General features: G+C 58.7%; 19 protein-coding genes and 2 tRNA genes. 18 read left to right on the top strand and 3 right to left on the bottom strand.

Features of this window, described 5'->3' with window-relative positions; translation table 11 throughout:
- The first annotated feature begins 4 nt into the window (after positions 1–4).
- Genes sufD through GSP01_RS04820 form a run of 4 tightly spaced genes read left to right on the top strand, consistent with a single transcriptional unit; the run spans position 5 to position 3,157 of the window.
- Positions 5–1,180, top strand: a complete 1,176-nt coding sequence (sufD, locus tag GSP01_RS04835) for a Fe-S cluster assembly protein SufD (RefSeq protein WP_141351347.1) — start codon at positions 5–7, stop codon at positions 1,178–1,180.
- Positions 1,177–2,418: a cysteine desulfurase gene (locus GSP01_RS04830; protein ID WP_284239869.1), complete on the top strand. Its 1,242-nt coding sequence runs from the start codon at positions 1,177–1,179 to the stop codon at positions 2,416–2,418. The genes sufD and GSP01_RS04830 overlap by 4 nt, the downstream gene beginning before the upstream one ends.
- Complete coding sequence (locus GSP01_RS04825; protein ID WP_041110500.1) at positions 2,415–2,783, top strand: SUF system Fe-S cluster assembly protein; 369 nt, start codon at positions 2,415–2,417, stop codon at positions 2,781–2,783. Before GSP01_RS04830 ends, GSP01_RS04825 begins: the two co-directional genes overlap by 4 nt.
- Before the next feature lie 17 nt (positions 2,784–2,800).
- Complete coding sequence (locus GSP01_RS04820) at positions 2,801–3,157, top strand: HesB/IscA family protein (RefSeq protein WP_141351264.1); 357 nt, start codon at positions 2,801–2,803, stop codon at positions 3,155–3,157.
- Here GSP01_RS04820 and GSP01_RS04815 read toward each other — a convergent pair.
- The 3 genes from GSP01_RS04815 to GSP01_RS04805 all read right to left on the bottom strand — a co-directional run bounded on the left by GSP01_RS04815 (position 3,102) and on the right by GSP01_RS04805 (position 7,350).
- Positions 3,102–4,445 carry a class I SAM-dependent RNA methyltransferase gene (locus tag GSP01_RS04815; protein WP_141351343.1) on the bottom strand — a complete coding sequence of 448 codons (1,344 nt, stop codon included), beginning with the start codon at positions 4,443–4,445 and terminating at the stop codon, positions 3,102–3,104. The two genes, GSP01_RS04820 and GSP01_RS04815, sit on opposite strands and share 56 nt — an antisense overlap.
- The gene (locus GSP01_RS04810) at positions 4,420–6,549 is read right to left on the bottom strand and encodes a DEAD/DEAH box helicase (RefSeq protein WP_373320135.1); all 2,130 of its coding nucleotides are present in this window, start codon (positions 6,547–6,549) and stop codon (positions 4,420–4,422) included. Before GSP01_RS04810 ends, GSP01_RS04815 begins: the two co-directional genes overlap by 26 nt.
- A gap of 348 nt (positions 6,550–6,897) precedes the next feature.
- Positions 6,898–7,350: a hypothetical protein gene (locus tag GSP01_RS04805; RefSeq protein WP_141351260.1), complete on the bottom strand. Its 453-nt coding sequence runs from the start codon at positions 7,348–7,350 to the stop codon at positions 6,898–6,900.
- A 183-nt stretch (positions 7,351–7,533) separates the two neighbouring features.
- Between GSP01_RS04805 and GSP01_RS04800 the strand changes: the two genes are divergently transcribed.
- The 14 genes from GSP01_RS04800 to GSP01_RS04735 all read left to right on the top strand — a co-directional run bounded on the left by GSP01_RS04800 (position 7,534) and on the right by GSP01_RS04735 (position 22,658).
- A complete protein-coding gene (locus GSP01_RS04800; RefSeq protein ID WP_228123783.1) occupies positions 7,534–9,030 on the top strand; it encodes an NAD(P)H-hydrate dehydratase in 1,497 nt (498 codons plus the stop codon).
- Between the two features lie 68 nt (positions 9,031–9,098).
- Positions 9,099–9,183, top strand: a tRNA-Leu gene (locus GSP01_RS04795).
- 60 nt (positions 9,184–9,243) lie between these two features.
- Positions 9,244–10,575 (top strand): trigger factor, encoded by a 1,332-nt coding sequence (gene tig, locus GSP01_RS04790; protein ID WP_141351258.1) that lies wholly within the window; start codon positions 9,244–9,246, stop codon positions 10,573–10,575.
- 134 nt (positions 10,576–10,709) lie between these two features.
- A complete protein-coding gene (locus GSP01_RS04785; RefSeq protein WP_141351256.1) occupies positions 10,710–11,357 on the top strand; it encodes an ATP-dependent Clp protease proteolytic subunit in 648 nt (215 codons plus the stop codon).
- A gap of 196 nt (positions 11,358–11,553) precedes the next feature.
- A complete protein-coding gene (gene clpX / locus GSP01_RS04780; protein WP_141351254.1) occupies positions 11,554–12,819 on the top strand; it encodes an ATP-dependent Clp protease ATP-binding subunit ClpX in 1,266 nt (421 codons plus the stop codon).
- A gap of 152 nt (positions 12,820–12,971) precedes the next feature.
- Positions 12,972–15,536: an endopeptidase La gene (gene lon, locus GSP01_RS04775; RefSeq protein ID WP_141351252.1), complete on the top strand. Its 2,565-nt coding sequence runs from the start codon at positions 12,972–12,974 to the stop codon at positions 15,534–15,536.
- 141 nt (positions 15,537–15,677) lie between these two features.
- The gene (locus GSP01_RS04770; protein WP_011251684.1) at positions 15,678–15,962 is read left to right on the top strand and encodes an HU family DNA-binding protein; all 285 of its coding nucleotides are present in this window, start codon (positions 15,678–15,680) and stop codon (positions 15,960–15,962) included.
- A gap of 75 nt (positions 15,963–16,037) precedes the next feature.
- A tRNA-Val gene (locus GSP01_RS04765) sits at positions 16,038–16,112 on the top strand.
- 19 nt (positions 16,113–16,131) lie between these two features.
- Entirely contained in the window at positions 16,132–16,863 is a 732-nt protein-coding gene (locus GSP01_RS04760; RefSeq protein ID WP_141351250.1) for a biotin--[acetyl-CoA-carboxylase] ligase, read from the top strand.
- Positions 16,864–16,879: 16 nt separating this feature from the next.
- Entirely contained in the window at positions 16,880–17,692 is an 813-nt protein-coding gene (locus GSP01_RS04755; RefSeq protein ID WP_141351248.1) for a type III pantothenate kinase, read from the top strand.
- Between the two features lie 40 nt (positions 17,693–17,732).
- On the top strand, positions 17,733–19,391 hold the full coding sequence (locus GSP01_RS04750) for a ribonuclease J (RefSeq protein WP_141351245.1): 1,659 nt from the start codon (positions 17,733–17,735) through the stop codon (positions 19,389–19,391).
- 12 nt (positions 19,392–19,403) lie between these two features.
- Entirely contained in the window at positions 19,404–20,720 is a 1,317-nt protein-coding gene (gene proS / locus GSP01_RS04745) for a proline--tRNA ligase (protein ID WP_141351242.1), read from the top strand.
- A complete protein-coding gene (locus GSP01_RS04740; protein WP_141351239.1) occupies positions 20,720–21,970 on the top strand; it encodes a lipoprotein-releasing ABC transporter permease subunit in 1,251 nt (416 codons plus the stop codon). The genes proS and GSP01_RS04740 overlap by 1 nt, the downstream gene beginning before the upstream one ends.
- On the top strand, positions 21,963–22,658 hold the full coding sequence (locus GSP01_RS04735) for an ABC transporter ATP-binding protein (RefSeq protein ID WP_141351237.1): 696 nt from the start codon (positions 21,963–21,965) through the stop codon (positions 22,656–22,658). Before GSP01_RS04740 ends, GSP01_RS04735 begins: the two co-directional genes overlap by 8 nt.
- Positions 22,659–22,702: the final 44 nt, after the last annotated feature.

Genomic DNA, 22,702 nt, shown 5'->3' with positions numbered 1-22,702 from the left:
CGTAATGCAGAACGCTGTTCCCGCTCTGGAGGCGTTTGTTGCACGTGCCGCCGGGCAAGGTGCGGCTCTAGCCGAAACGGGGCTGCCGACGCGCCGCGTTGAAGCCTGGCGTTATACGCCACTTCGTTCGATCGCGGATACGGTGTGGCAAAAGGCTGCGTCCCTGACGACCGAAACCGCCACTGCGCTGCTGAATCATCTGATCTTGCCTGAAACGGGCGTCCGTGTGGTCTATGGCAATGGTCAGCTTTTGGATGCGTTATCGGCTTTTCCGGAAGTTGCTCAGCGGGCTTCGGAAAACGTTTCTCCGCTCAAGGGGGTGTTTTCCGCAACGCTAAATACGGCGCTGGGTGAAAGAGGTCTCGATATTCGAATACCCGCTGGAACGGATGCGGGTCTGCTGACGCTCGTTAGCCTCTCTAATGGGCAGGATGTTTCGACGCATCTTCAGCACCGGATCGTACTGGAAGACGGCGCGTCCTTGACACTGTATGACGTCAGTGCAGGTGAGGGGCGTTATATCGCCAACCCGCGCTTTGACATTGTTGTGGGCAAGGAGGCGACGCTCCGTCATGTCAAGGTGCAGCGTGAGAGCCTGACCGCCACGCATCTCGCCATCGTTTCGGCCGATGTGGCGGAGAAGGGCGAATATGACAGCTTTACCCTGAATCAGGGTAGCAGCCTTGCGCGTCATGAAGCTGTCGTGACACTGGGTGCACCTCACGCCATGGCGCATGTGAATGGCGTACAGATCGTCGATGGCCAGCGCCTGAACGACCTGACATCCATGATCCATCATGCCGCTCCTGATGGGAGCTCGCGCCAGACCGTCAAGACGGTTCTGTCCGACGCCGGGCAGGGTGTTTTCCAGGGCAAGATCCTTGTTGATCGCGTGGCCCAGAAAACTGATGGCTATCAGATGAACCAGGCGCTTCTGCTGTCTGAAAAGGCGCAGATCAACAGTAAGCCCGAGCTGGAAATTTACGCTGACGACGTCAAGTGCAGTCACGGCGCCACTGTTGGTGCACTTGATGACGAGCAGCTCTTTTATCTGCGCTCCCGGGGTATTCCGCAAACGGATGCACGGGATATGCTTGTGCGTGCATTCCTGATCGATGCGCTGGATCTGGTTTCCGATGAGGGGCTGCGTGATCTGCTGCTGCGGAGCATGACCTCATGACCTCTACTGACCGCCCTACTGGGATGGACCTGTCGGCAATTCGCTCCCATTTCCCGATCCTGAACGAAACCGTTCATGGCCGGCCTCTGGTCTTTCTCGATAGCGCGGCTTCGTCCCAGAAGCCGGATGACGTGATCGAGGCCATGCGGGACGCGGCGTATCACCAGTATGCCAACATTCATCGTGGCTTACATTGGATGAGCGAGCGCACGACGGAAGCCTATGAGCGTGCCCGTCATGACGTGGCCCGTCTTCTAAATGCGCCCGATCATCGGGAAATCGTTTTTACCCGTAACAGCACCGAGGCCATTAACCTCGTGGCGCACAGTTTTGGCAGTATGCTGAAGCCCGGGCAGGCAGTTCTGATTTCCGAGCTTGAGCATCACGCCAATATCGTGCCTTGGCTTATGCTGCGGGATCGTGCGGGTATCGAGCTGCGTGTCGCTCCTATCAATGATGCCGGTGATATTGATCTGGACGCTTACGAAGCGCTTCTGTCGGATGGGAAGGTGGCGCTTGTTGCCGTCACGCACATGTCCAATGTGCTGGGAACGATTACGCCGGCCAGTAAGCTGGCGGAAATCGCCCATGCTTATGGCGCGCGCATTTTGCTGGACGGGTCTCAGTCGGTCGTTCATCGCAAGATTGACGTGAAAGCTATTGGAGCAGATTTCTTCACCTTCACGGGTCATAAGCTCTATGGCCCTACGGGGATTGGGGTGCTCTGGGGGAAGATGGAGTTGCTGGACATAATGCCGCCTTTTATGGGCGGTGGTGACATGATTCAGAACGTGTCTTTCGAGCGCGCTACCTGGGCGCATGTTCCTCACAAGTTTGAGGCCGGTACACCTGCCATTCTGGAGACGATCGGTCTTGGGGCGGCTGTCCGTTTTGTGGAAGAGATCGGTTATGATGCCATTTCGTGCCATGAAGCTGACCTGACCTCTTATGCGCTGAAAAAGATGCGTGGGATCAATAGTTTGCGCATTTTGGGCGAACCTGAAGAGCGCGGGGGCGTAATCTCCTTCGTCATGGACGGTGCGCACCCACATGATCTGGCAACCTTGTTGGATCAGCTCGGAATTGCCATCCGCGCCGGGCAGCATTGTGCTGAACCTCTGGTGCGTCGTCTTGGCGTTCATGCCACCGCACGTGCCAGTTTTGGCATCTACACCACGACTGAAGAGATCGATGCGCTGATCGAAGGGCTTGAACGGGCCCGGATGATGCTCGCATGAGTGAAGCCATGACCGATATCACAACCAGTGAAGATACAGCTGCCGTTCCTGCAACAGGAACGGCACCCGATCAGGAAGCGGTCATCGCGGCGATCGCGACGGTGTATGATCCGGAGATCCCGGTCAACATCTATGAGCTCGGCCTGATCTACGCGATCGACCTGCATGATGATGGCCGCGTACATATTGAGATGACGCTGACGGCGCCGAACTGCCCCAGCGCACAGGAATTGCCGGAGATGGTGCGCGATGCTGTCTCTCATGTTCCGGGCGTCAGTCAGGCTACTGTCGAAATCGTCTGGGATCCGCCATGGGATATGAGCCGCATGAGCGATGATGCCCGGCTTGCTCTTAATATGTTTTGATCTGGAAAGAAGCATTCATGTCCGACGTTGCAACGCGCCGCTCGCTGCCCGCTCTCATGGCACTGTCCGATCAGGCAGCCAAGCGTCTCAAAGCTCTTTATGCCAGCTCCCATCAGGGCCAGCTTCTGCGTATCAGTGTGGGAACGCGCGGATGCTCGGGACTATCTTATGAAATGAATTTTGTGACGGCCCCAGAGCTAACCGATGAGCGGGTCGAGGATCAGGGTGTAACCCTGCTGGTAGATCGCAAGGCGACCCTGTTCCTGACCGGTACTGTCATGGATTACGAGGTCAAGGACCTCGAATCCGGTTTTACGTTCAGGAATCCGAACGAGAAAGGTCGCTGCGGCTGCGGCGAGAGTTTTCACGTTTGATTCGCTTCACGTCCCGTGACAGCACGACCACGGCCTCGACTTCTGTGGACCATAGGAACTGGTCCACAATCGTCAGGCCGATGACCGAGAATCCTGCGTTCCACAGAGCTCTACCGTCTTTTTCAAGCGCCGCTGGGTTGCAGCTCACGTAAACGATGTCCGGCACGGCCGACTTGGCCAGGGGCGCCGTTTGTGCGCCCGCACCTGCGTAAGGCGGATCAAGAACCACGGCCCGTGTTGATTTTAGATCGTGTGGCAGAAGCGGCTGGCGCCCCAGATCCCGATGAAACCCATCAACGCGGCGTCCACCGGAGGCAGCTTTCAGGCAGTGTGCAGCCGCCAGATTGCCTTCATAGGCCATGACACGGCCTTTTTCGGACATCGGGAAGGTCAGGGTGCCACATCCGGCAAACAGTTCGACCGTCACATCCTTTTTGTTGAGTGACGGCAAGCCGTCGACAACGGCGGCGACAATAGTCTTCTCGGCATCAGCGGTCGCCTGAAGAAAGGCAGAGGGAGGCGGGGAGACGATCACACCGTCAAAATCTTCCCGGACCGGGCCGGACTGGGCCACTGTCTCGATACCCAGATCTTTCGGATCCTGCCAGGAAATTCGCGACAGGTTATGCTCGCGGGCAAAGGCTGCCAGTTTGATGCGGTCAGCACTCGTCAAGGGAGCGGGGGTCTGCAGTGTGAGGTCTGGTCCACTGTCGAGCAGGTTGACCATCAGGCTCCCGCGGCCCGTCAGTGCACCCAGACTTCCAAGAACTTCACGCAGAGGGGTGAGAAGTCCAAAAATTTCGGGATGCAGGACATGGCATTCCGTCATGTCCACGGGATCACCATTGCGGCGATGCAGCCCGATGATCACGCCGCCCGGCACGCGCTGGACAGCAAAATCCATGCGGCGCCGGGTTTTTGGCGTTGTCTGGAACATCCGTGCAAGCGGTAGATCTGTGAAACCCGCTGCTGTGAGGGCCTGTGTGACGCGCTGCGTCTTCCAGTCCAGCAGAGCCGGGAGGGAGAGGTGCTGTAATGCACAGCCGCCGCATTCGCCAAACAGGTCGCACAGGGGGATGACGCGGTCGGGTGATGCGTGAACGATGTCAATGAGTTCGGGATGGGAGGGAGCGAGGCGGACCCGGACGTCTTCCCCGGGCAGAGTACCCGGGATGAAAACGGTCTGGCCATCAAGATGCGCGATGCCGTCGCCTGCCGCACCCAGTCCTTCAATCCGGAGTTCTGCAACTCCGGTCAAGGTGTCATTCATTACCGTAATGGCGCCCATCATGCTGAACAGGAGCAGCAGGATCGTTGCTACCGGGAACTATGACTTTTCTGCGGCGCGGGACCAGCATGAAAGCGGGCGTATCACCCCCAAACCCTGTCTTTGGCCCATCGTTTTCGAAAGCAGGGGCCAGTTCAACCGAACGGTGGCTGACGGGGGCCTCGATCGCCGCGACAGAGGTGGGTGTGACCTGCTGAACGGTCTCGTTTTCGTCGCGATCGCCACGATTGCGATTGCGACCGCCACGACGGCGCTTGCGGGGCCGCTGCTCTCCTTCTTCCGCCACGTCCTGCGGTGCAGGAGTCGCGGTCTCGGGCGGGCGGCGTTCACCGTCTTCGGGAGCCCAGTCAACGGTTGTGATGCCTTCAAGAACTGGGCGTGCAATCACCTTGCCTGTCAGTGTCTCGATGGCTTCCAGCAGTCTGCGATCGCGCGGGGCTGCCAGACTGAAGGCATGGCCTTCGTTACCTGCACGACCGGTCCGCCCAATGCGATGCACATAATCTTCCGCATTGAACGGTAGATCATAATTGAAGACATGCGACAGGCCGCCGATATCGATGCCGCGCGCTGCCACGTCCGAGCATACCAGGAACTTCAGGTCGCCAGAGCGGAAACGTTCAAGCGTCGAGAAGCGAAGGGACTGGGCCAGATCTCCATGAAGATGACCGGCTTCGATGCCATGCTTGGTCAGATACTGCTGGATCATGTCCACATCGCGCTTGCGATTGCAGAACACGATGGCGCTCTGGACGTTTTCACGACGCAGCAGCTTCTTAAGCGTGCGACGCTTTTCGTCCTCCGGCACAATAACCAGAGCTTCTTCGATCGTCGTGGCTACGGAAGACTGGCGCGCCACCGTGATTTCCACCGGGTGTCGGAGGAAAGCATCGGCTAAACGGCGGATTTCCGGTGCCATCGTGGCGGAGAAGAAGAGGGTCTGGCGATGGGCCGGCAGCAATGCCACAATTTTTTCGATATCGGGGATGAAGCCCATGTCCAGCATACGGTCGGCTTCGTCGATCACGAGCGTGCTGGTCTGCGTGAGCAGCAGGCCACCGCGTCCGAACAGGTCGAGCAAACGGCCCGGAGTCGCGATCAGCACATCTACGCCGCGGTTCAGCACGTCGCGCTGTTCGGCCATGCTCTCGCCACCGATCAGCAGCGCATGGGTCAGACGCAGATACTTGCCATAGAGCTTGAAGTTCTCGGCAACCTGCAATGCCAGCTCTCGCGTGGGCTCCAGGATCAGTGAGCGCGGCATCCGGGCGCGGGCACGTGAGCCGGCCAGTTTTTGGAGCATCGGCAGTGTGAAAGAGGCAGTTTTGCCGGTTCCGGTCTGGGCGACACCCAGAACGTCATGGCCCTTCAGGACTTCGGGAATGGCCTGGGCCTGAATGGGAGTGGGGTGTTCGTAACCAAGCTCCTCAATGGCTCGCATGATCGACTCGCCCAGACCCAGATCGGCAAAGCGTGGCCTGTCGGAAACGTCTTCGGCAACCACGACGGCGGAGGGATCAACGGTTTCTTCAACGACAGCCGGTGTTGCAGCAGCCGCTTTGGTACGGCGACGACGCGCAGGCTTTTCGCTTTTCGAGAGTTCGGCCTGAACGGCAGGAGTTTCTTCGGCAGCGGGTTCCAGGGCTTCCACGACAGGGGCGGAGGCCTTGCGACGGGAGGGACGCGTTTTCTTTTCGACGGGGGCCTCTACCTTGGCCTCTGCAACTGCGACATCCACCTTGCGCGGACGGCCGCGACGACGCGGCGCTGCAGGAGATTCTGGGGTTTCCTCCGGCACAACTTCGGTGGCGGGCTGTTCCATAACCGGCGTCTTGCGCGGACGGCCACGGCGTTTGGGGGCCGCCTCGACTTCTTCGGTCACGGTCTTGACTTTTTTTGTGGAGCGACGGCGCGGGGTAGGTGCGGCTACAGATGCCTGGGCAGGCTTGGTCGCGGCTTCCGGTTCTATAACAGCTTTTTTGGGGCGTCCTGCCGTTTTCGGAGTAGGGACTTCGCTTTCACTCGCGGATTCGGTAGCAGGCGTGGCTGTTTTGCGGGTCCGGCGTGCAGGCGCCTTTACTTCCGCCGTTTTTTCCATCGCCATTGCCGCAGCCTTCGTGCGGCGCGTGCGGGGAGCCTTGGCGGCAGGAGTTTCCGTTACCGGAGACGTTTCGCCTTCATCGGCAACCGTCGGTGACGTTGCGGCTGCGGCAGCACGTGAACCAGAGGGGCGTCCGCGTCTGGGCGTTGCAGTCGTACGGGGCTTGGAAGGACCGGAGGTCGTTTTCGCGCTCAAATGACTCTCGAGACTCTCTTTGACGGCGCACACCCGAATGGATGAGGGCCGGAGTTGAGGGCGGGGCAATTGCCCGCAGCTATAACTGGTGCGTTATCGATAAATAGCAGGAATGGCAAGCGATACGGCCCTTCAAGCGCCGTATCGCTTACGATTTCACATGCCGCGTGCCATTGCGGCGACAAGAATGGTCAGGACACCCAGCCCCGCCATCATGGCGGTGCGGCTGCGCAGGGTGTCGAATAGCGCGGGCTGGGGGCGCATGGCGCGTCGGGCCCGACGGAAGGGGCCTTGGACGGTCAGGATGAAAATTACCGCCATAGCGAGGCCCAGAAGTTGCATCGCATTGACCGGCCAGGGCACGGATGCAAATCCGCCTTCATGGAAAATCAGACCCCAGCCGCTCAGTAGCGAGAACGGGACGACCTGATAGAGGCCGCGGAAAAAGCGCGTGTAACCCTGAAGCAGGACGGAGTTACGTGGTCCCGGATCCAGCAGTCCGACCGTGGAGCGGACAACGAGTGTCGAGTAGATCGAACCGCCGACCCAGTATGTCATGCACAGCAGATGGATTGCGAGCACGAGGCTCCAGATGATCGACCCTGTCATTGATCCTCGTCATGGTTGAAAATGGAAAAAAAGGGGAAAGAACATTCCCGAAGCATTTCCCTTGAATACCCGACGCAAGCCCCTTAGCGCCAGAGGGAAGCGGAATTGAGGGGCCCCGTAAGAGGCAACGTAACAGCCGCTCATGCTTTGCTGTCATAAAACCAGCAGGAGAACGCCCTCGAGATGTCCCGCCCTGTAATATTCGCTCCTGTGTCTCGCCATCCTTTCGCATTGCTAATGCCCGAGGAGAGCGACCGCATGGATTATGCGGCTGCTGCCATCCTTCCATCTACACGTCTGATGGAAAATGCCGGCTGGGCCGCTGCACGCGTTATCCGTAACCGTTTTTCGCCGTGTCGTGTCACGGTTGCCTGCGGGCCGGGAAACAACGGTGGAGACGGCTATGTCGTAGCCCGCAATCTCGCACGCTGGGGTTGGTCTGTCCGCGTTGCCGCGCTTTCTGCTCCCAAATTCGGGACGCCTGCTGCCGACATGGCTGCCCGCTGGGCTGGTCCTATGGTGCCGTTCACAGCTGAGGAATTGGCGGAGGCTGATTTGGTGGTGGATGCGGTTTTTGGTTCGGGGTTGAAGCGCCCTGTTGCGGATGATGTTGCGGCTGTTCTTGCGGCTGCTCGGGAGGTCGTTGCCATCGATATGCCGAGCGGCGTGGCTGGGGCCTCGGGTGAAATCCTCGGAAAGGCCCGCGGCTGTAAGTTCACGGTGACTTTTGTTCGTCTGCGCCCCGGGCATGTCCTGCAACCTGGTTCTGATCTGTGTGGTGAGGTGATCTGCGCCGATATAGGCATGCCTGAAGCGGCGTGGGACGGCGTTACGCCGCTTGTGCAGCATAACGAGCCTGGCCTGTGGAGTTTGCCGCTTTCGGGGGATGGGGACTATAAATACCACCGTGGTGTCGTCAGTCTGTGTGGTGGGGCTGAAATGCCCGGTGCGGCCCGGCTTGCGGCTCGCGGGGCGCGCCGCAGCGGGGCGGGTCTTGTGCGAATTGCGGCGGGTGAGGGGGCTTCGGCCTATCGACTCGGTGATCCTGGTCTGATCGTGGACGAGGCGCCGCTTTCCGAATTGCTGAAAGATGCGCGTCGCAAGGTCTGGATCTGCGGTCCCGGCCTGACCGAAGACGAAGTTGCTACGACCCTTCCGCAGCTTCTCAAGGCCGACCGGATCGTGTTGGCGGATGCCGGTGCACTGGCATGGGGATCGCAGGATCTGTCGCGGCTGAAAGGGGTTGTTGCCGTCACGCCCCATATCGGAGAGTTTCGCAAACTCTTCGGACCGGTCGAAGGCAGTCGTCTGGATGTCGCGCTGGCTGCTGCAAAGCGTATCAATGCTGTTGTCGTCATGAAGGGGCCTGACACAATCATTGCTGCTCCGGATGGTCGGGTTGCCATCAATACGCATGCGTCGTCTGCTCTGGCGACGGCGGGTTCGGGGGATACCCTCACGGGTGTGATCGCAGCCCTTCTTGCGGCGGGGATGGATGTCTGGGAAGCCTGCTGCGCAGGCGTCTGGCTGCATGGGGAAGCTGGAATCGAGGCCGGGAAAGTGCATGGCGGCTGGCCCCTGGCCGAGGATCTGGATCTCCCTCTAGGGCAGGCAAGGGCGACCGCCACGCGTCTGGCGCGGGAGGCATTAGATAAAAAGGCGACCGGATCACTGTTGTGAAGTCGCGTTTCATGCGCTAAAGGCCGCGCATCCGAGGTTCGGTAACACGAGCCTGGAGGCCGAGCGCTGCGGGCGTGGTGAAATTGGTAGACACGCCAGATTTAGGTTCTGGTGGCGCAAGTCGTGGGGGTTCAAGTCCCTCCGCCCGCACCAAGCCCGGCTTCCCGAGAAAGAGATTTGACCAACCTACCGACCGAGAGGATCGCCTGGCTCATGCAGGTTACGCCCACGCTCAACGAAGGACTTAAGCGCGCCTTCACCGTCGTTGTCCCGTCTGCCGACCTGCAGGTCCGTCGCGATGCACGACTCGCTGAAGTCGCCAAGACGATCAAGCTTCCGGGCTTCCGTCCGGGCAAGGTGCCGGCCTCCCTCGTCAAACAGCGTTACAGCGATTCCGTGAATGCGGAGCTGCTGGAAGAAGTCATCAATGACGCCACGACCAAGCTGTTTGCAGAGCAGAATGTTCGTCCGGCGATGCAGCCGAAGGTCGAAGTGGTTTCCGCCATCGAAGACGGCAAGGATCTCGAATTCAAGGTTGAGACCGAAGTTCTCCCGGAAATCGAAGTTCCCGACCTGTCTGGCCTGAAGCTGACGCGCCTTGGCGCCAAGGTCAGCGAAGAGACCGTCGAGAAGGCCCTGAACGACGTTGCCCGTCGCAGCCGCAAGTTCGAGACGATCGAAGAAGACCGCGCAGCCGCTCAGGGCGATGTCGTCTGCGTTGACTTTGTGGGCAAGCTGGACGGTACGCCGTTCGACGGTGGCACGGCTGACGATGTGAATGTCGAAATCGGCGGCGAAGGCTTCATCCCCGGCTTCGCCGAGCAGATGGAAGGCATGAAGGCTGGCGAAGAGCGCGTTATCAACGTGACGTTCCCCGCCGACTATCAAGCTGAAGAGCTGGCCGGCAAGGCCGTGACCTTCGACATTAAGGCGAAGTCCCTGAAGAAGGCTGTTGATCCGGCCATCGACGACGAGCTTGCCAAGACGATCGGTTTCGAGAACCTCGAACAGATCCGCAAGATCATCACGGAACAAGCTGAGGGTGAATACCAGCAGCTTTCGCGTTTGCGCATCAAGCGCGATCTTCTGGACGCGCTGTCCGAGAAGACGGACTTCGAAGCGCCGTCCAGCATGGTTGACGCCGAGTTCAACCAGATCTGGGCCCGCGTCGAGGAAGACCGCAAGGCCGGTCGTCTGGACGAAGAAGATGCTGGCAAGGACGAAGAGACCCTCAAGGCTGACTACCGTCGCATTGCCGAGCGTCGCGTGAAGCTGGGTCTGCTGCTGGCTGAGATCGGCCGCAAGCAGGAAATCCAGGTTTCCCGTGAAGAGCTTCTGGGTGCGATGCAGCAGGAAGCCCAGCGTTACCCGGGTCAGGAACAGATGGTTTTCGAGTTCTTCTCCAAGAACCCGCAGGCTGTCGAAGGGCTCCGTGGCCCGATCCTGGAAAACAAGGTCGTCGATTATCTGATCGAGCTGGCTGACGTCACCGACAAGGAAGTGACGCCGGAAGAACTGGCCGAAATCCCGCCCGCCGAACTCTGATCTTTCGGCGCGGGATCCAGCGGGCGCTCTTCGGGGTACCCGTTTTTTCCTGCCTGCTCCCTTTGACGGAACGACATGTCGGGTCCATGTTAGGAAGTAGAAGAAAGCCCATCGGGCATTGAGGAACAGACAGCATGGCCATTCGGGATCGTGATCCCCTCGAGGTGTTCAGCAACTCTCTGGTGCCGATGGTGGTCGAGCAGACTGCCCGCGGAGAGCGCTCCTTCGACATTTTTTCGCGTCTCCTTCAGGAGCGAATTATCTTCCTGACCGGACCTGTCTACGATCAGGTCTCGTCCCTGATCTGCGCGCAGCTCCTCTATTTGGAGAGCGTGAATCCCACCAAGGAAATCTCGTTCTACATCAACAGCCCGGGCGGTGTCGTTTCCGCTGGTCTCGCGATCTATGACACCATGCAGTACATCCGCTGCCCCGTGAGCACGGTCTGCATCGGTCAGGCTGCATCCATGGGTTCCCTGCTTCTGGCAGGTGGCGAGAAGGGGCATCGCTACGCCCTTCCCAATGCCCGCGTAATGGTTCACCAGCCGTCCGGTGGTGCTCAGGGACAGGCTTCAGACATCGAGATCCAAGCTCGCGAAATTCTCATCATCCGTCAGCGGTTGAACGAGATCTATCGCGAACATACCGGTCAGACGTTGGAGCAGATCGAGCAGAAGCTCGAGCGTGACAGTTATCTCTCAGCCAACGAGGCCCGCGAATTCGGCCTGATCGACAAGGTCGTCGTACGCAATCCGCATGAGACCACGTCCGATCCGAGTTGAGATACTTCCGGACCTGAGGAGCCTTATGCTCCTTACCGGACCAGAAAAGCGGCATTCCGATATGCCGCTTTTCGTGTCTTGGGGCATCGGGGCTCCGGGGTTGCCGAAGACTCCGACCTCGGCCTAAAGTTAAAGTTCTTTCGCATGTCTGCTGCATGAATGTGGTCAGGTCGTGCGCAAGGGAAAGGGAACAGCAATGAGCAACAAATCCGGCGATTCCAAGAACACCCTGTATTGCTCGTTCTGCGGGAAATCCCAGCACGAAGTCCGTAAACTGATTGCTGGTCCCACGGTCTTCATCTGCGATGAATGCGTCGAACTCTGCATGGATATCATCCGTGAAGAGCACAAGACCCATCTCGTGAAGTCCCGTGATGGTGTTCCGACTCCCAAGGAAATCTGCAAGGTTCTTGACGATTACGTGATTGGTCAGTTCGAGGCCAAGCGTGCGCTCTCCGTGGCGGTTCACAACCATTACAAGCGCCTTGCCCATGCCACGAAGAGCAGCGACATCGAGATTGCAAAGTCCAATATCCTGCTGATCGGTCCGACGGGTTCGGGCAAGACCCTGCTTGCCCAGACGCTGGCACGTATCCTGGACGTTCCCTTCACGATGGCGGATGCCACGACCCTGACTGAAGCCGGCTATGTCGGTGAGGACGTGGAGAACATCATCCTCAAGCTGCTCCAGTCCGCTGACTACAATGTCGATCGGGCCCAGCGCGGCATTGTCTATATCGACGAGATCGACAAAATTTCCCGCAAGTCCGACAACCCGTCCATAACGCGTGATGTCTCGGGTGAGGGCGTGCAGCAGGCCCTGCTGAAGCTCATGGAAGGCACCGTAGCTTCTGTGCCGCCGCAGGGTGGTCGCAAGCATCCGCAGCAGGAATTCCTGCAGGTCGATACGACCAACATGCTCTTCATCTGTGGCGGTGCTTTTGCCGGTCTGGACAAGATCATTTCGGCGCGTGGTAAGGGGTCGGGCATTGGCTTTGGTGCGGATGTGCGTTCTGATGACGAGCGTCGTCTTGGTGCGATTCTGCAGAGCGTGGAGCCGGAAGATCTGTTGAAGTTCGGTCTCATCCCCGAATTTATCGGCCGCTTGCCGGTCATAGCAGCCCTGAACGATCTGGACGAATCCGCGCTGATTCAGATCCTCAGTAAACCCAAGAACGCGCTGATTAAGCAGTATGGTCGTCTTTTCGAGATGGAAGGCGTCAAGCTGACCTTTACGGAAGATGCCCTGGCAGCGATTGCCAAACGCGCCATCGAGCGCAAAACTGGTGCGCGTGGCCTTCGTTCGATCCTGGAAAGTATTCTTCTTGGTACGATGTTCGACTTGCCTGGACTTGAAGGCGTCGAAGAGGTCGTCATTAACCGGGAAGTGGCGGAAAACAAAGCCCAGCCAGTCTATGTTTACGGGAAGGGCAAGTCCGAGCCCACGGAGCAGTCTGCGTAAAAATGGTTCCGGCTCTTGTGCTGGCCCCTTCGGCTTTCGACATAACTGACTGAGATTGTCCGAACTCATGCCGCTCAAGCATGAAAAAAATGCGATACTGGCGCTGCATGGCAGGTCGGTATCGCAAGATCGTCCCTCTGGAGATCAAGTGAATGACTGACGATACCAAGCCGAAAACCCGCCGCCGCATAAAGAAAACAGACGATGTGGCTATTTCCGAAAAAGCTACTGCGGCTCCGAAGAAGGTAACGCGCAAGCCGCGTGCTGCAGCGCGTAAGCTGGAGCCCGAAGCGGTGGCGCCTGCGGTGCAGCAGCCCGTACGTCACGATGTGATGGCCGTTCTGCCGCTGCGGAACATTGTTGTGTTTCCACACATGATCGTGCCTCTGTTTGTTGGGCGCGAGAAGTCGGTGAAAGCGCTGGAGACCGTGACGCGCGAGAGCAAGCAGATCCTGCTTGTGGCGCAGAAGGATGTCTCGTTAGACGACCCGTCCGTCGATGACATCTATCGCTACGGCACGGTGTCGACGATTCTCCAGCTTCTGAAATTGCCTGACGGGACCGTGAAGGTTCTGGTTGAAGGGACGCGGCGTGTACATATAACGCGTCTATTCGATGTAGACGGGCATTTCGAGGCTGAAATCGAGGAAATTCCCGAAGAGCCTGTTGATGCCGCTTCAGGAGGTGAGATCGAGGCGCTGAGCCGTTCGACGGTTTCGCAGTTCGAGCAGTATATCAAGCTCAACAAGAAGATCCCCCCGGAAGTCATGGTCTCGATCAACCAGATCGAGGGTATTTCCAAGCTGGCCGATACGATTGCGAGCCATCTGAACCTTAAGATTTCCGAAAAACAGGAAATTTTGGAGACGGCCTCGGCTGCGCGTCGCCTGGAACAGGTTTTCGCGCATATCGAGACGGAAATCGGTGTTCTTCAGGTCGAAAAGCGCATCCGCAACCGCGTCAAGCGACAGATGGAGAAGACCCAGCGCGAGTATTATCTGAACGAACAGCTCAAGGCGATCCAGAAGGAGCTCGGCGAAGGCGAAGACGGCAAGGACGAGAATTCCGAGCTTGAAGAGAAAATCAAAAAGACCCGTCTGAGCCGTGAGGCCAAGGAAAAAGCCTATGCCGAGCTGAAGAAGCTGCGCGGCATGAGCCCGATGTCGGCCGAGAGTACGGTTGTGCGCAACTATCTCGACTGGCTGCTAGGAATTCCCTGGAAGAAGCGCTCCAAGATCACGCGGGAGTTCCAGCACGCTGATGACGTTCTCGAAGCCGAGCATTACGGTCTGGAGAAGGTCAAGGAGCGGATTCTCGAGTATCTGGCAGTGCAGACGCGCTCGCAGAAGCTTAAAGGACCGATTCTGTGCCTTGTCGGCCCGCCGGGCGTGGGCAAGACTTCTCTGGCGCGTTCGATCGCCAAGGCGACGGGGCGGAATTACATTCGCATGTCGCTGGGTGGTGTGCGCGATGAATCCGAGATCCGCGGACATCGTCGGACCTATATCGGCTCCATGCCAGGCAAGATCATCCAGGGTATGAAGAAGGCGCGGACATCTAATCCGCTGTTTCTGCTCGATGAGATCGACAAGCTGGGTGCCGACTGGCGCGGTGATCCGTCATCTGCGCTGCTCGAAGTGCTGGATCCGGAGCAGAACTCCACGTTTGCTGATCATTATCTGGAAGTGGATTATGATCTTTCGGATGTGATGTTCGTGACGACGGCCAACAGCCTGAACATGCCCCAGCCGTTGCTGGACCGCATGGAGATCATCAACCTGTCCGGCTATACGGAAGACGAAAAGGTACAGATCGCGCGCCGTCATCTTCTGGGTAAGCAGGCCGAGGCACATAACCTGAAGCCTGCTGAATGGACGGTCACGGATGAGACGATCCGCGAACTGATCCGCTCCTATACCCGCGAGGCCGGTGTCCGGAACCTTGAGCGTGAACTGGCTAAGCTCGCGCGCAAGACGGTCAAGGAAATTATCACGACCGGCGTCAAGCATGTCGAGATTACGCCCGAAAACATCGAGAAGTATGCGGGTGTCCGTCGCTACCGTCATGGCGAAACCGAGACCGAGGACATGGTCGGTGTAGTGACAGGGCTTGCCTGGACTTCGGTCGGTGGCGAGATACTGACGATCGAGAGCGTGATGGTTCCGGGTAAGGGGCAGGTCAAGCAGACCGGCAAGCTCGGTGAAGTCATGCAGGAGAGTATCTCGGCCGCGTTATCTTATGTCCGCTCGCGGTCGCAGGACTTCGGGATTCGGCCGCCGTTGTTTGAGAAGCGGGACATCCATATCCATCTTCCCGAAGGTGCGACGCCCAAGGATGGTCCGTCAGCCGGTATTGCGCTCGCGACGTCTCTGGTGAGCATCATGACCCAGATTCCCATCCGCAAGGATGTGGCCATGACGGGTGAGATCACCTTGCGTGGCCGCGTCCTTGAGATCGGGGGACTCAAGGAGAAGCTGCTGGCGGCTCTGCGGGCTGGCATCAAGACGGTCCTGATCCCCAAGGATAACGAGAAGGATCTCGTGGAGGTGCCGGATAATGTCCGTCATGCGCTCAAGATCATTCCCGTCAGCCATGTAGATGAGGTGCTCAAGATCGCCCTGACTCGTATGCCAGAAGCCATCGAATGGGACGAAAATGTCGACCCGGTGGGTGAAATAACGGTGGATAAGACGGCTCCGCAGGCACTTCCTCACTGACACTGACACGCTTCTGCGATTCTAGCAGTTGACGCGGGCAAAATCCGCTTCATAGTGCGGCCGCAGATCGAACAAGGCGCCTGAGCCAGAAGGGACTCACCAGAGCCCGGCTCAGGCGCTCTAACACCAGAAAGGCACATCATGGAGAAGCCCCTCAACAAGCAGGAACTGATCGCCGCCGTTGCAGACGCTGCCGATCTTCCGAAGGCCAAGGCCAGCGAAGTTGTCGATGCGGTGTTCAGCACGATCGAAGCGACGCTTGCCAAGAAGCAGGAAGTCCGTCTCGTCGGTTTCGGCAGCTTCGTGACTGCCACGCGCAAGGCCGCCAAGGGCCGTAACCCGCGCACGGGCGAAGAGATCGACATTCCGGCATCCACCTCCGTCCGCTTCAAGCCGGGCAAGGGGCTGAAGGACGCCGTGAGCTGAGAAAGTTCACAAAATGGTTCCGGGTGGCTTTACCGCCATCCGGAACCGTGTATATAGACCGCACACACATTCTGAGGGCGATTAGCTCAGCGGTAGAGCGTCTCGTTTACACCGAGAGGGTCGGCGGTTCAATCCCGTCATCGCCCACCATAAAGAACATCATGCAGCCATGAGCTGGCGTTTCGAATACTATGAAACGCTCGGATCCACCTCCGATCTGTGCAAAGCCAGAGCCGAAGTCGGTGAACCCGAACATCTAGCCATTCAGGCTTTTTCCCAGACATCAGGGCGTGGCACGCGCGGACGGACCTGGACCGATCCGGGGGGCAATCTTGCCATTTCGCTGCTGTTTCGTCCGGCTGATCCCAAGGCTTTTATCGCAGCGCTGCCATTTGTTGTTGCCGTGGCTCTTTTCGAGACGGCAACCCATTTCTGTTCAATTGTGACGGGGCCGTCCCGTTTTATGCTCAAATGGCCCAACGATCTTCTGATGCATGGTCGAAAGATGGCGGGCGTGCTGATCGAGACGGGCGGTCTACAGGGTAATTCCTGGGTCGTTGTGGGAATCGGGGCCAATCTGCGGCAGGCCCCCGAAATTCCGGGGCGTCGCCTGGCGGCGCTCGTCGAGGCGACTGATCCGCCGTCTGCGGAAGTTTTTGGAAAGGTGCTGGTGACACAAATCGAACGCTGGGCTCTCATCCGGGAACGTGAAGGGTTCGCACCGGTCCGGGCCGCATGGCTGGCGCGGGCACACCCGGTTGGCACCCCGCTTGCGGTTCAGCGTTGTGAAACCTATATTACAGGTTCGTTTTCAGGGCTCGACGCGCAGGGACGCCTGCTGCTTGCCTTGCCTCACGGTGAAACCATTCCGGTTGTAACCGGCGATATCCTGCTGGACTGAAGGACCGGACTGCAACGTGCTTCTCGTCATTGATGCTGGAAACACCAACATCGTGTTCGCTGTACACGATGGAAAGTCGTGGCTGGGGCAATGGCGTATTTCGACGAATGAAGCACGGACGGCTGATGAATATGCGGCCTGGCTTCTGACACTCTTCGATCGGGTGGGGGTGAATGCCAAGGCCATCGAGCGAGCTATTATCGGGACAGTTGTACCCGTGGCGCTTTATGAACTGCGGCGTTTCTGCCGTGAATGGCTTAATGTTGTACCCTTGGTTGCCAATGCAAGGCTGGACTGGGGTATCGACGTTCTTGTCGATAATCCGAATGAACTTGGCGCGGACCGCCGCCTGAACGGTCTGGCGGGTCGCGAGCTTTTTGGTACACCGCTGATCGTGGTCGATTTCGGGACCGCGACGACCTTTGACGTCGTCAACAGTGCGGGACAGTTCTGTGGTGGGGCGATTGCTCCGGGTGTAAACCTGTCGATCGATGCGTTGCACCGTGCAGCTGCTCGCCTGCCGCGTATGAGCATCGGTCGCCCTACGGCGGCGATTGGCCGCAATACGAGTGTGGCAATGCGTTCGGGCCTGTTCTGGGGCTATGTCGGTCTCGTTGAGGGATTGATCCACCGAATTTCCGATGAAATGGACGCAAAGCCGACTGTGATTGCAACAGGCGGTCTGGCTCCACTGTTCTCTGAGGGAACGCCGCTTTTCGATGTGCTGGCACCCGATCTGACACTGGATGGCCTGCGCCTTCTGGCTGACCGTAATACGGGGCCGCCGCTTTCCTATTCCCCCGAGCGCTCTCAGGGCATCGGGCAATGAATATCACTCTGATTATGCATCATTTTTGTAAGGAACAATCATGACAGAAAAACAGGACGGTTTGTCCTTCCTGCCCTTGGGCGGGACGGGCGAGATCGGCATGAATTTCAATCTCTACTGCCTGACGAAGAACGGTAACGACACCTGGCTTGCCATTGACTGCGGTATCGGGTTTTCGGGTAATGATACGCCTGAAGCCGAAGTGCTTATGCCGGATCCGACTTTCATTGCCGACCGTGCGCGGGATCTGTGCGGTCTGGTGATTACGCATGCACATGAAGATCATTTGGGGGCGGTAGCACATCTGTGGCCCTATTTGCGCTGCCCGGTTTATGCTACACCGTTTGCTGCAGCCGTGCTGCGCCGTAAGCTGCAGGAAGCGCATCTAAACAATCAGGTGAAGATTCACGTCATCCGCCCGGCTTCGCGCTTTGAGGTTGGGCCGTTCGATCTTCAGTTTGTGTCCGTCACGCATTCCGTCGCTGAGGCTCAGGCCGTGGCACTGCGGACGCCGCATGGCCTGATCGTGCATACGGGTGACTGGAAGCTGGACGAGAACCCGCTGGTCGGGCCGGTGACGGATCTTGAGACGTTTGGCAAGCTGGGCGACGAGGGCGTTCTGGCAATGGTCGGCGACAGCACCAATGTGCTCAAGCCGGGCAAGTCTGAGTCGGAGGCGGACGTCCGAAAGGGCTTGACGGATCTGATCATGGGGCTGGAAGGCCGCATTGCCGTCACCTGTTTCGCTAGTAATGTGGCGCGCGTCGAGAGCATCGCCAAGGCGGCCCAGGCTTCGGGACGTGTGGTCATGATCGTTGGCCGCTCGCTGCGCAATCTTGAGACGGCTGCGCGTGAGTGCGGCTATTTTCAGGACCTGCCACCGTTCCTGACCGAGCAGGATGCGCGGGATGTGGATGATGACAGTCTGCTGATGATCATCACGGGCAGCCAGGGTGAACCGCGCTCGGCCTTGTCGCGGATTGCGTCCGACACCCATCCGAACATCGCGCTCGGTGAGGGGGATACGGTGATCTACAGCTCGCGGATGATCCCGGGCAACGAGCAGGCCGTCATGGCTGTGCAGGACAACCTGTCGCGTCGTGGCGTGACGGTCCTGACGGACAAGGATGCCAAAGTCCACACGTCTGGTCATGCGACCAGCGAAGACATTCGCACGCTGTACCGGATCGTCCGTCCGAAATACAGCATCCCGACCCATGGTGAATGGCGTCATCTGACGGCCCATGCTGCTCTCGCTCATGAAATGGGTTCTGAGCCGATCCTGCTGGAAGACGGCGATATCCTGAACCTGTCTCCTGGTGAGGTTAAGGTTGTCGATACGGCGCCGACGGGCCGGCTGGCACTGGATGGCGGTCGTCTGCTGCCAATGACGGGTGGCGTTCTGGCCGCTCGTCGCAAGATGCTGTTCAACGGCATCGTGCTGGCAAGCTTCGCTGTTGATGACGAAGGCTATGTCATCGGCGAGCCCAAGATCAGCGCCCCGGGTCTGCTGGAATCTGACGACCCTGAAAGCATCCGGATTCAGGAAGAGTTTGCTGACTCCATCGATCAGATCCCCGACGAACTGCGTCAGGACGATGCAGCCTTCCGGGATGCGGCCAAAACGGCCCTGCGTCGTGCTCTGGGGCGCAAGCTTCAGAAGCGCCCGCTTGTCGATGTTCATCTGCTGCGCGTCTGAGAGAAGTAACACATGCGTTTGACGAAAGCCTTTCAGCCGACGCTGAAGGAAGTTCCGGCCGAGGCACAGATCGCGTCTCACCGCCTGATGCTGCGGGCTGGCCTTGTGCGCCAGACCTCTTCGGGCATCTATGCTTGGCTGCCGGCAGGCCTGCGGGTTCTGCGCAATATCGAGCAGATCGTCCGCGAAGAGCAGGATGCGATCGGCGCACAGGAAGTCCTGATGCCGACGCTTCAGTCCGCTGATCTGTGGCGCCGCTCTGGGCGTTATGACGCTTATGGTCCGGAAATGCTCCGGATTCAGGATCGTCATGGCCGTGATCTCCTGTACGGGCCGACGAACGAGGAAATGATCACGGACATCTTCGGCGCGTCCGTGAAATCCTATAAGGATCTGCCCAAGGCGCTCTACCACATCCAGTGGAAGTTCCGTGATGAGGTGCGTCCCCGCTTCGGCGTGATGCGTGGACGTGAATTCCTGATGAAGGACGCGTATTCCTTCGACGCGACATACGACGATGCTGTTGCCAGCTATCGCCGCATGATGTTGTCCTATCTGCGTATCTTCCAGCGTCTGGGTGTTCGTGCTGTCCCAATGGTTGCTGATACCGGGCCAATTGGTGGCGATTTAAGCCATGAATTTCTGGTTTTGGCTCCGACAGGTGAGAGTGGCGTTTTCTTTGATGCAGCTCTTGAGGAGCAGGATTGGCTCGGTCGCCCGGTCGATTGTGACGACCACGAAAGTCTCGCCACGTTCTTCTCAACTGTGACTGACCACTACGCGGCCACGGACGAAAAGCATGATGAAGCCGAATGGGCCAAAATTCCGGAGGAGCGTAAGCGCGAAGGCAGGGGGATCGAAGTCGGTCATATCTTCTATTTCGGTACGAAGTACACGGAATCGATGGGTATTGAAGTGATCGGCTCTGACGGGGCGTCGTTCCATCCGCAGATGGGTTCCTACGGTATCGGCGTGTCACGTCTGGTCGGCGCGATCATCGAAGCGTCGCACGACGATGCAGGCATCATCTGGCCCGCATCCGTTGCACCTTATCGGGCCGCGATCCTGAACCTGCGTCAGGGTGACGAAGCCTGCGATGCGATCTGTGACCGCATTTATGGGACTGACCCGGAAAACATGCTGTATGATGACCGTTCCGAGCGGGCGGGCGTGAAGTTCAACGACGCGGATCTAATGGGACATCCCTGGCAGATCATCGTTGGGCCACGAGGGGCCAAGGAAGGCAAGGTCGAACTCAAGCAGCGCGCCACGGGCGAGCGGTTCGAACTGTCAGTCGAGGATGCTCTGGCCAAAATCGGAGCCGCCTGATGTTCGGCCGCTTTGAGCGCATGGTGGCGGGACGGTATCTCCGCGCCCGCCGTGGCGAACGCTTCGCCTCGATCATTGCCATCTTTTCCCTGATCGGGATTGCGCTTGGAGTGGCAACGCTCATCATCGTTATGTCGGTAATGAACGGGTTCAAGGCCGATCTGATGGGGCGCATCCTCGGACTGCACGGTGATCTGACCGTGTACGGCTACGGGCGTCCTATCGAAGCTTACGAAAATGACGTGGCGGCGATCCAGCAAGTTCCCGGTGTAAAGTCCGTCATTCCAATGGCGCAGGGCACTGTGCTGGTGGAAGCGGGGCGTTTTTCTTCCGGAGCGGAAATGCAGGGCGTGTCCCAGCAATCCCTCCGGGACTGGACGGCGCTGAGCAGCGGGATCGTTGCGGGAAGTCTGAACAATTTCACGGGTAATGATGCGGTTGCGATCGGAACGACGATGGCCGATCGGGCCGGGCTGACAGTCGGTTCTCCGATCACGCTTCTGTCTCCAGACGGTCAGGCGACGCCGTTCGGCACCATGCCACGGGTGAAAACCTATCATGTGGCCGTCATTTTCGATGCCAACTGGAACGACTATAATTCCAGCATCGTTCTGATGCCGCTGCCTGCGGCACAGAAATTCCTGATGCTGGGGCCGTCTGCCGTTTCGCTCATTCAGGTCTCGACGGCTGATCCGTCGAATGTACAGCCTACGCGCAAGGCCATTGCCGTACGTCTCGAAGATCCGCGTTTGCGCGTTCTAGACTGGACGCAGAGCGCGAACGGTTTTCTGGATGCTGTGACGGTCGAGCAGAACGTGATGTTCCTGATCCTGACCCTGATTATTCTCGTTGCAGCGTTCAACGTCATTTCGTCGCTTATTATGATGGTAAAGGACAAGACACGGGACATCGCCGTGCTGCGCACCCTGGGGGCAAGCCGGGGCGCAATCATGCGGATTTTCCTCATGTGTGGCGCATCCGTCGGCATCGTAGGGACTGTGGTGGGGTCGGCGCTTGGGATTGCGTTTGCGCTGAACATTGAACGGATCCGCCAGTGGCTCCAGTCGCTCACGGGAACAAATCTGTTCAATCCGGAAGTCTATTTTCTGGAGCGCTTGCCAGCGAAACTGGTCTGGTCACAGGTTTGGGAAGTGATCGGAATGTCGCTGGTCCTGTCGCTTCTGGCGACACTTTATCCGTCCTGGCGGGCAGCCAGAACTGATCCGATCGAGGCTCTGCGTCATGAGTGAAGTATCAGTCGGAACGAGTGCCCTGCGCCTTGAAGGTCTGACGCGCCGTTTCCGCTCCGGCGAGGAAACGCTGGAGATTCTCAGTGGTGCGGAGTTCGAACTTCGCGGCGGCGAGATCGTTGCCCTCGTAGCGCCGAGTGGGACTGGGAAGTCCACGCTTCTGCATCTTGCTGGTCTGCTGGAAGCACCTTCGGAAGGCACGGTCTTTGTAGCAGATCGTCCGGCCAGTGGACTGAGCGACACCGTCCGGACGGCAATCCGGCGCGATCAGATCGGATTTGTGTACCAGTTCCATCATCTGCTGGGCGAGTTCACGGCGTGCGAGAACGTCATGCTGCCACAGCTCATTGCTGGTGTAGCGCCGCGCAAGGCACGGGAGCGGGCACGGGAACTTCTGGGCCGGTTCGGGCTATCGCATCGTCTCGATTCGCTGCCGGGGCGGCTATCGGGTGGCGAGCAACAGCGTACGGCAATTGCGCGTGCGCTGGCTAATAAGCCAAAGTTGCTTCTTGCGGATGAGCCTACGGGAAATCTTGATATCGGCACGGCCGATCATGTGTTTGGCGAGCTTTTGCGTGTCGTGCGCGAAGAGGGCGCAGCAGCGCTGATCGCCACACATAATGAGGAGCTGGCTGCCCGCATGGACCGGACCGTGACATTGCGGGACGGTAAGCTCGTTACGTTCTGAGGGATGATCTGGGGCAGGGTGTATCAAAACCCCCTGCATCCGAT

Source organism: Gluconobacter sphaericus NBRC 12467, assembly GCF_006539125.1.
GTDB classification, from domain to species: domain Bacteria; phylum Pseudomonadota; class Alphaproteobacteria; order Acetobacterales; family Acetobacteraceae; genus Gluconobacter; species Gluconobacter sphaericus.
The sequence above is the reverse complement of the archived record's forward strand: the minus strand, read 5'-3'. Positions and strand labels throughout refer to the sequence as shown.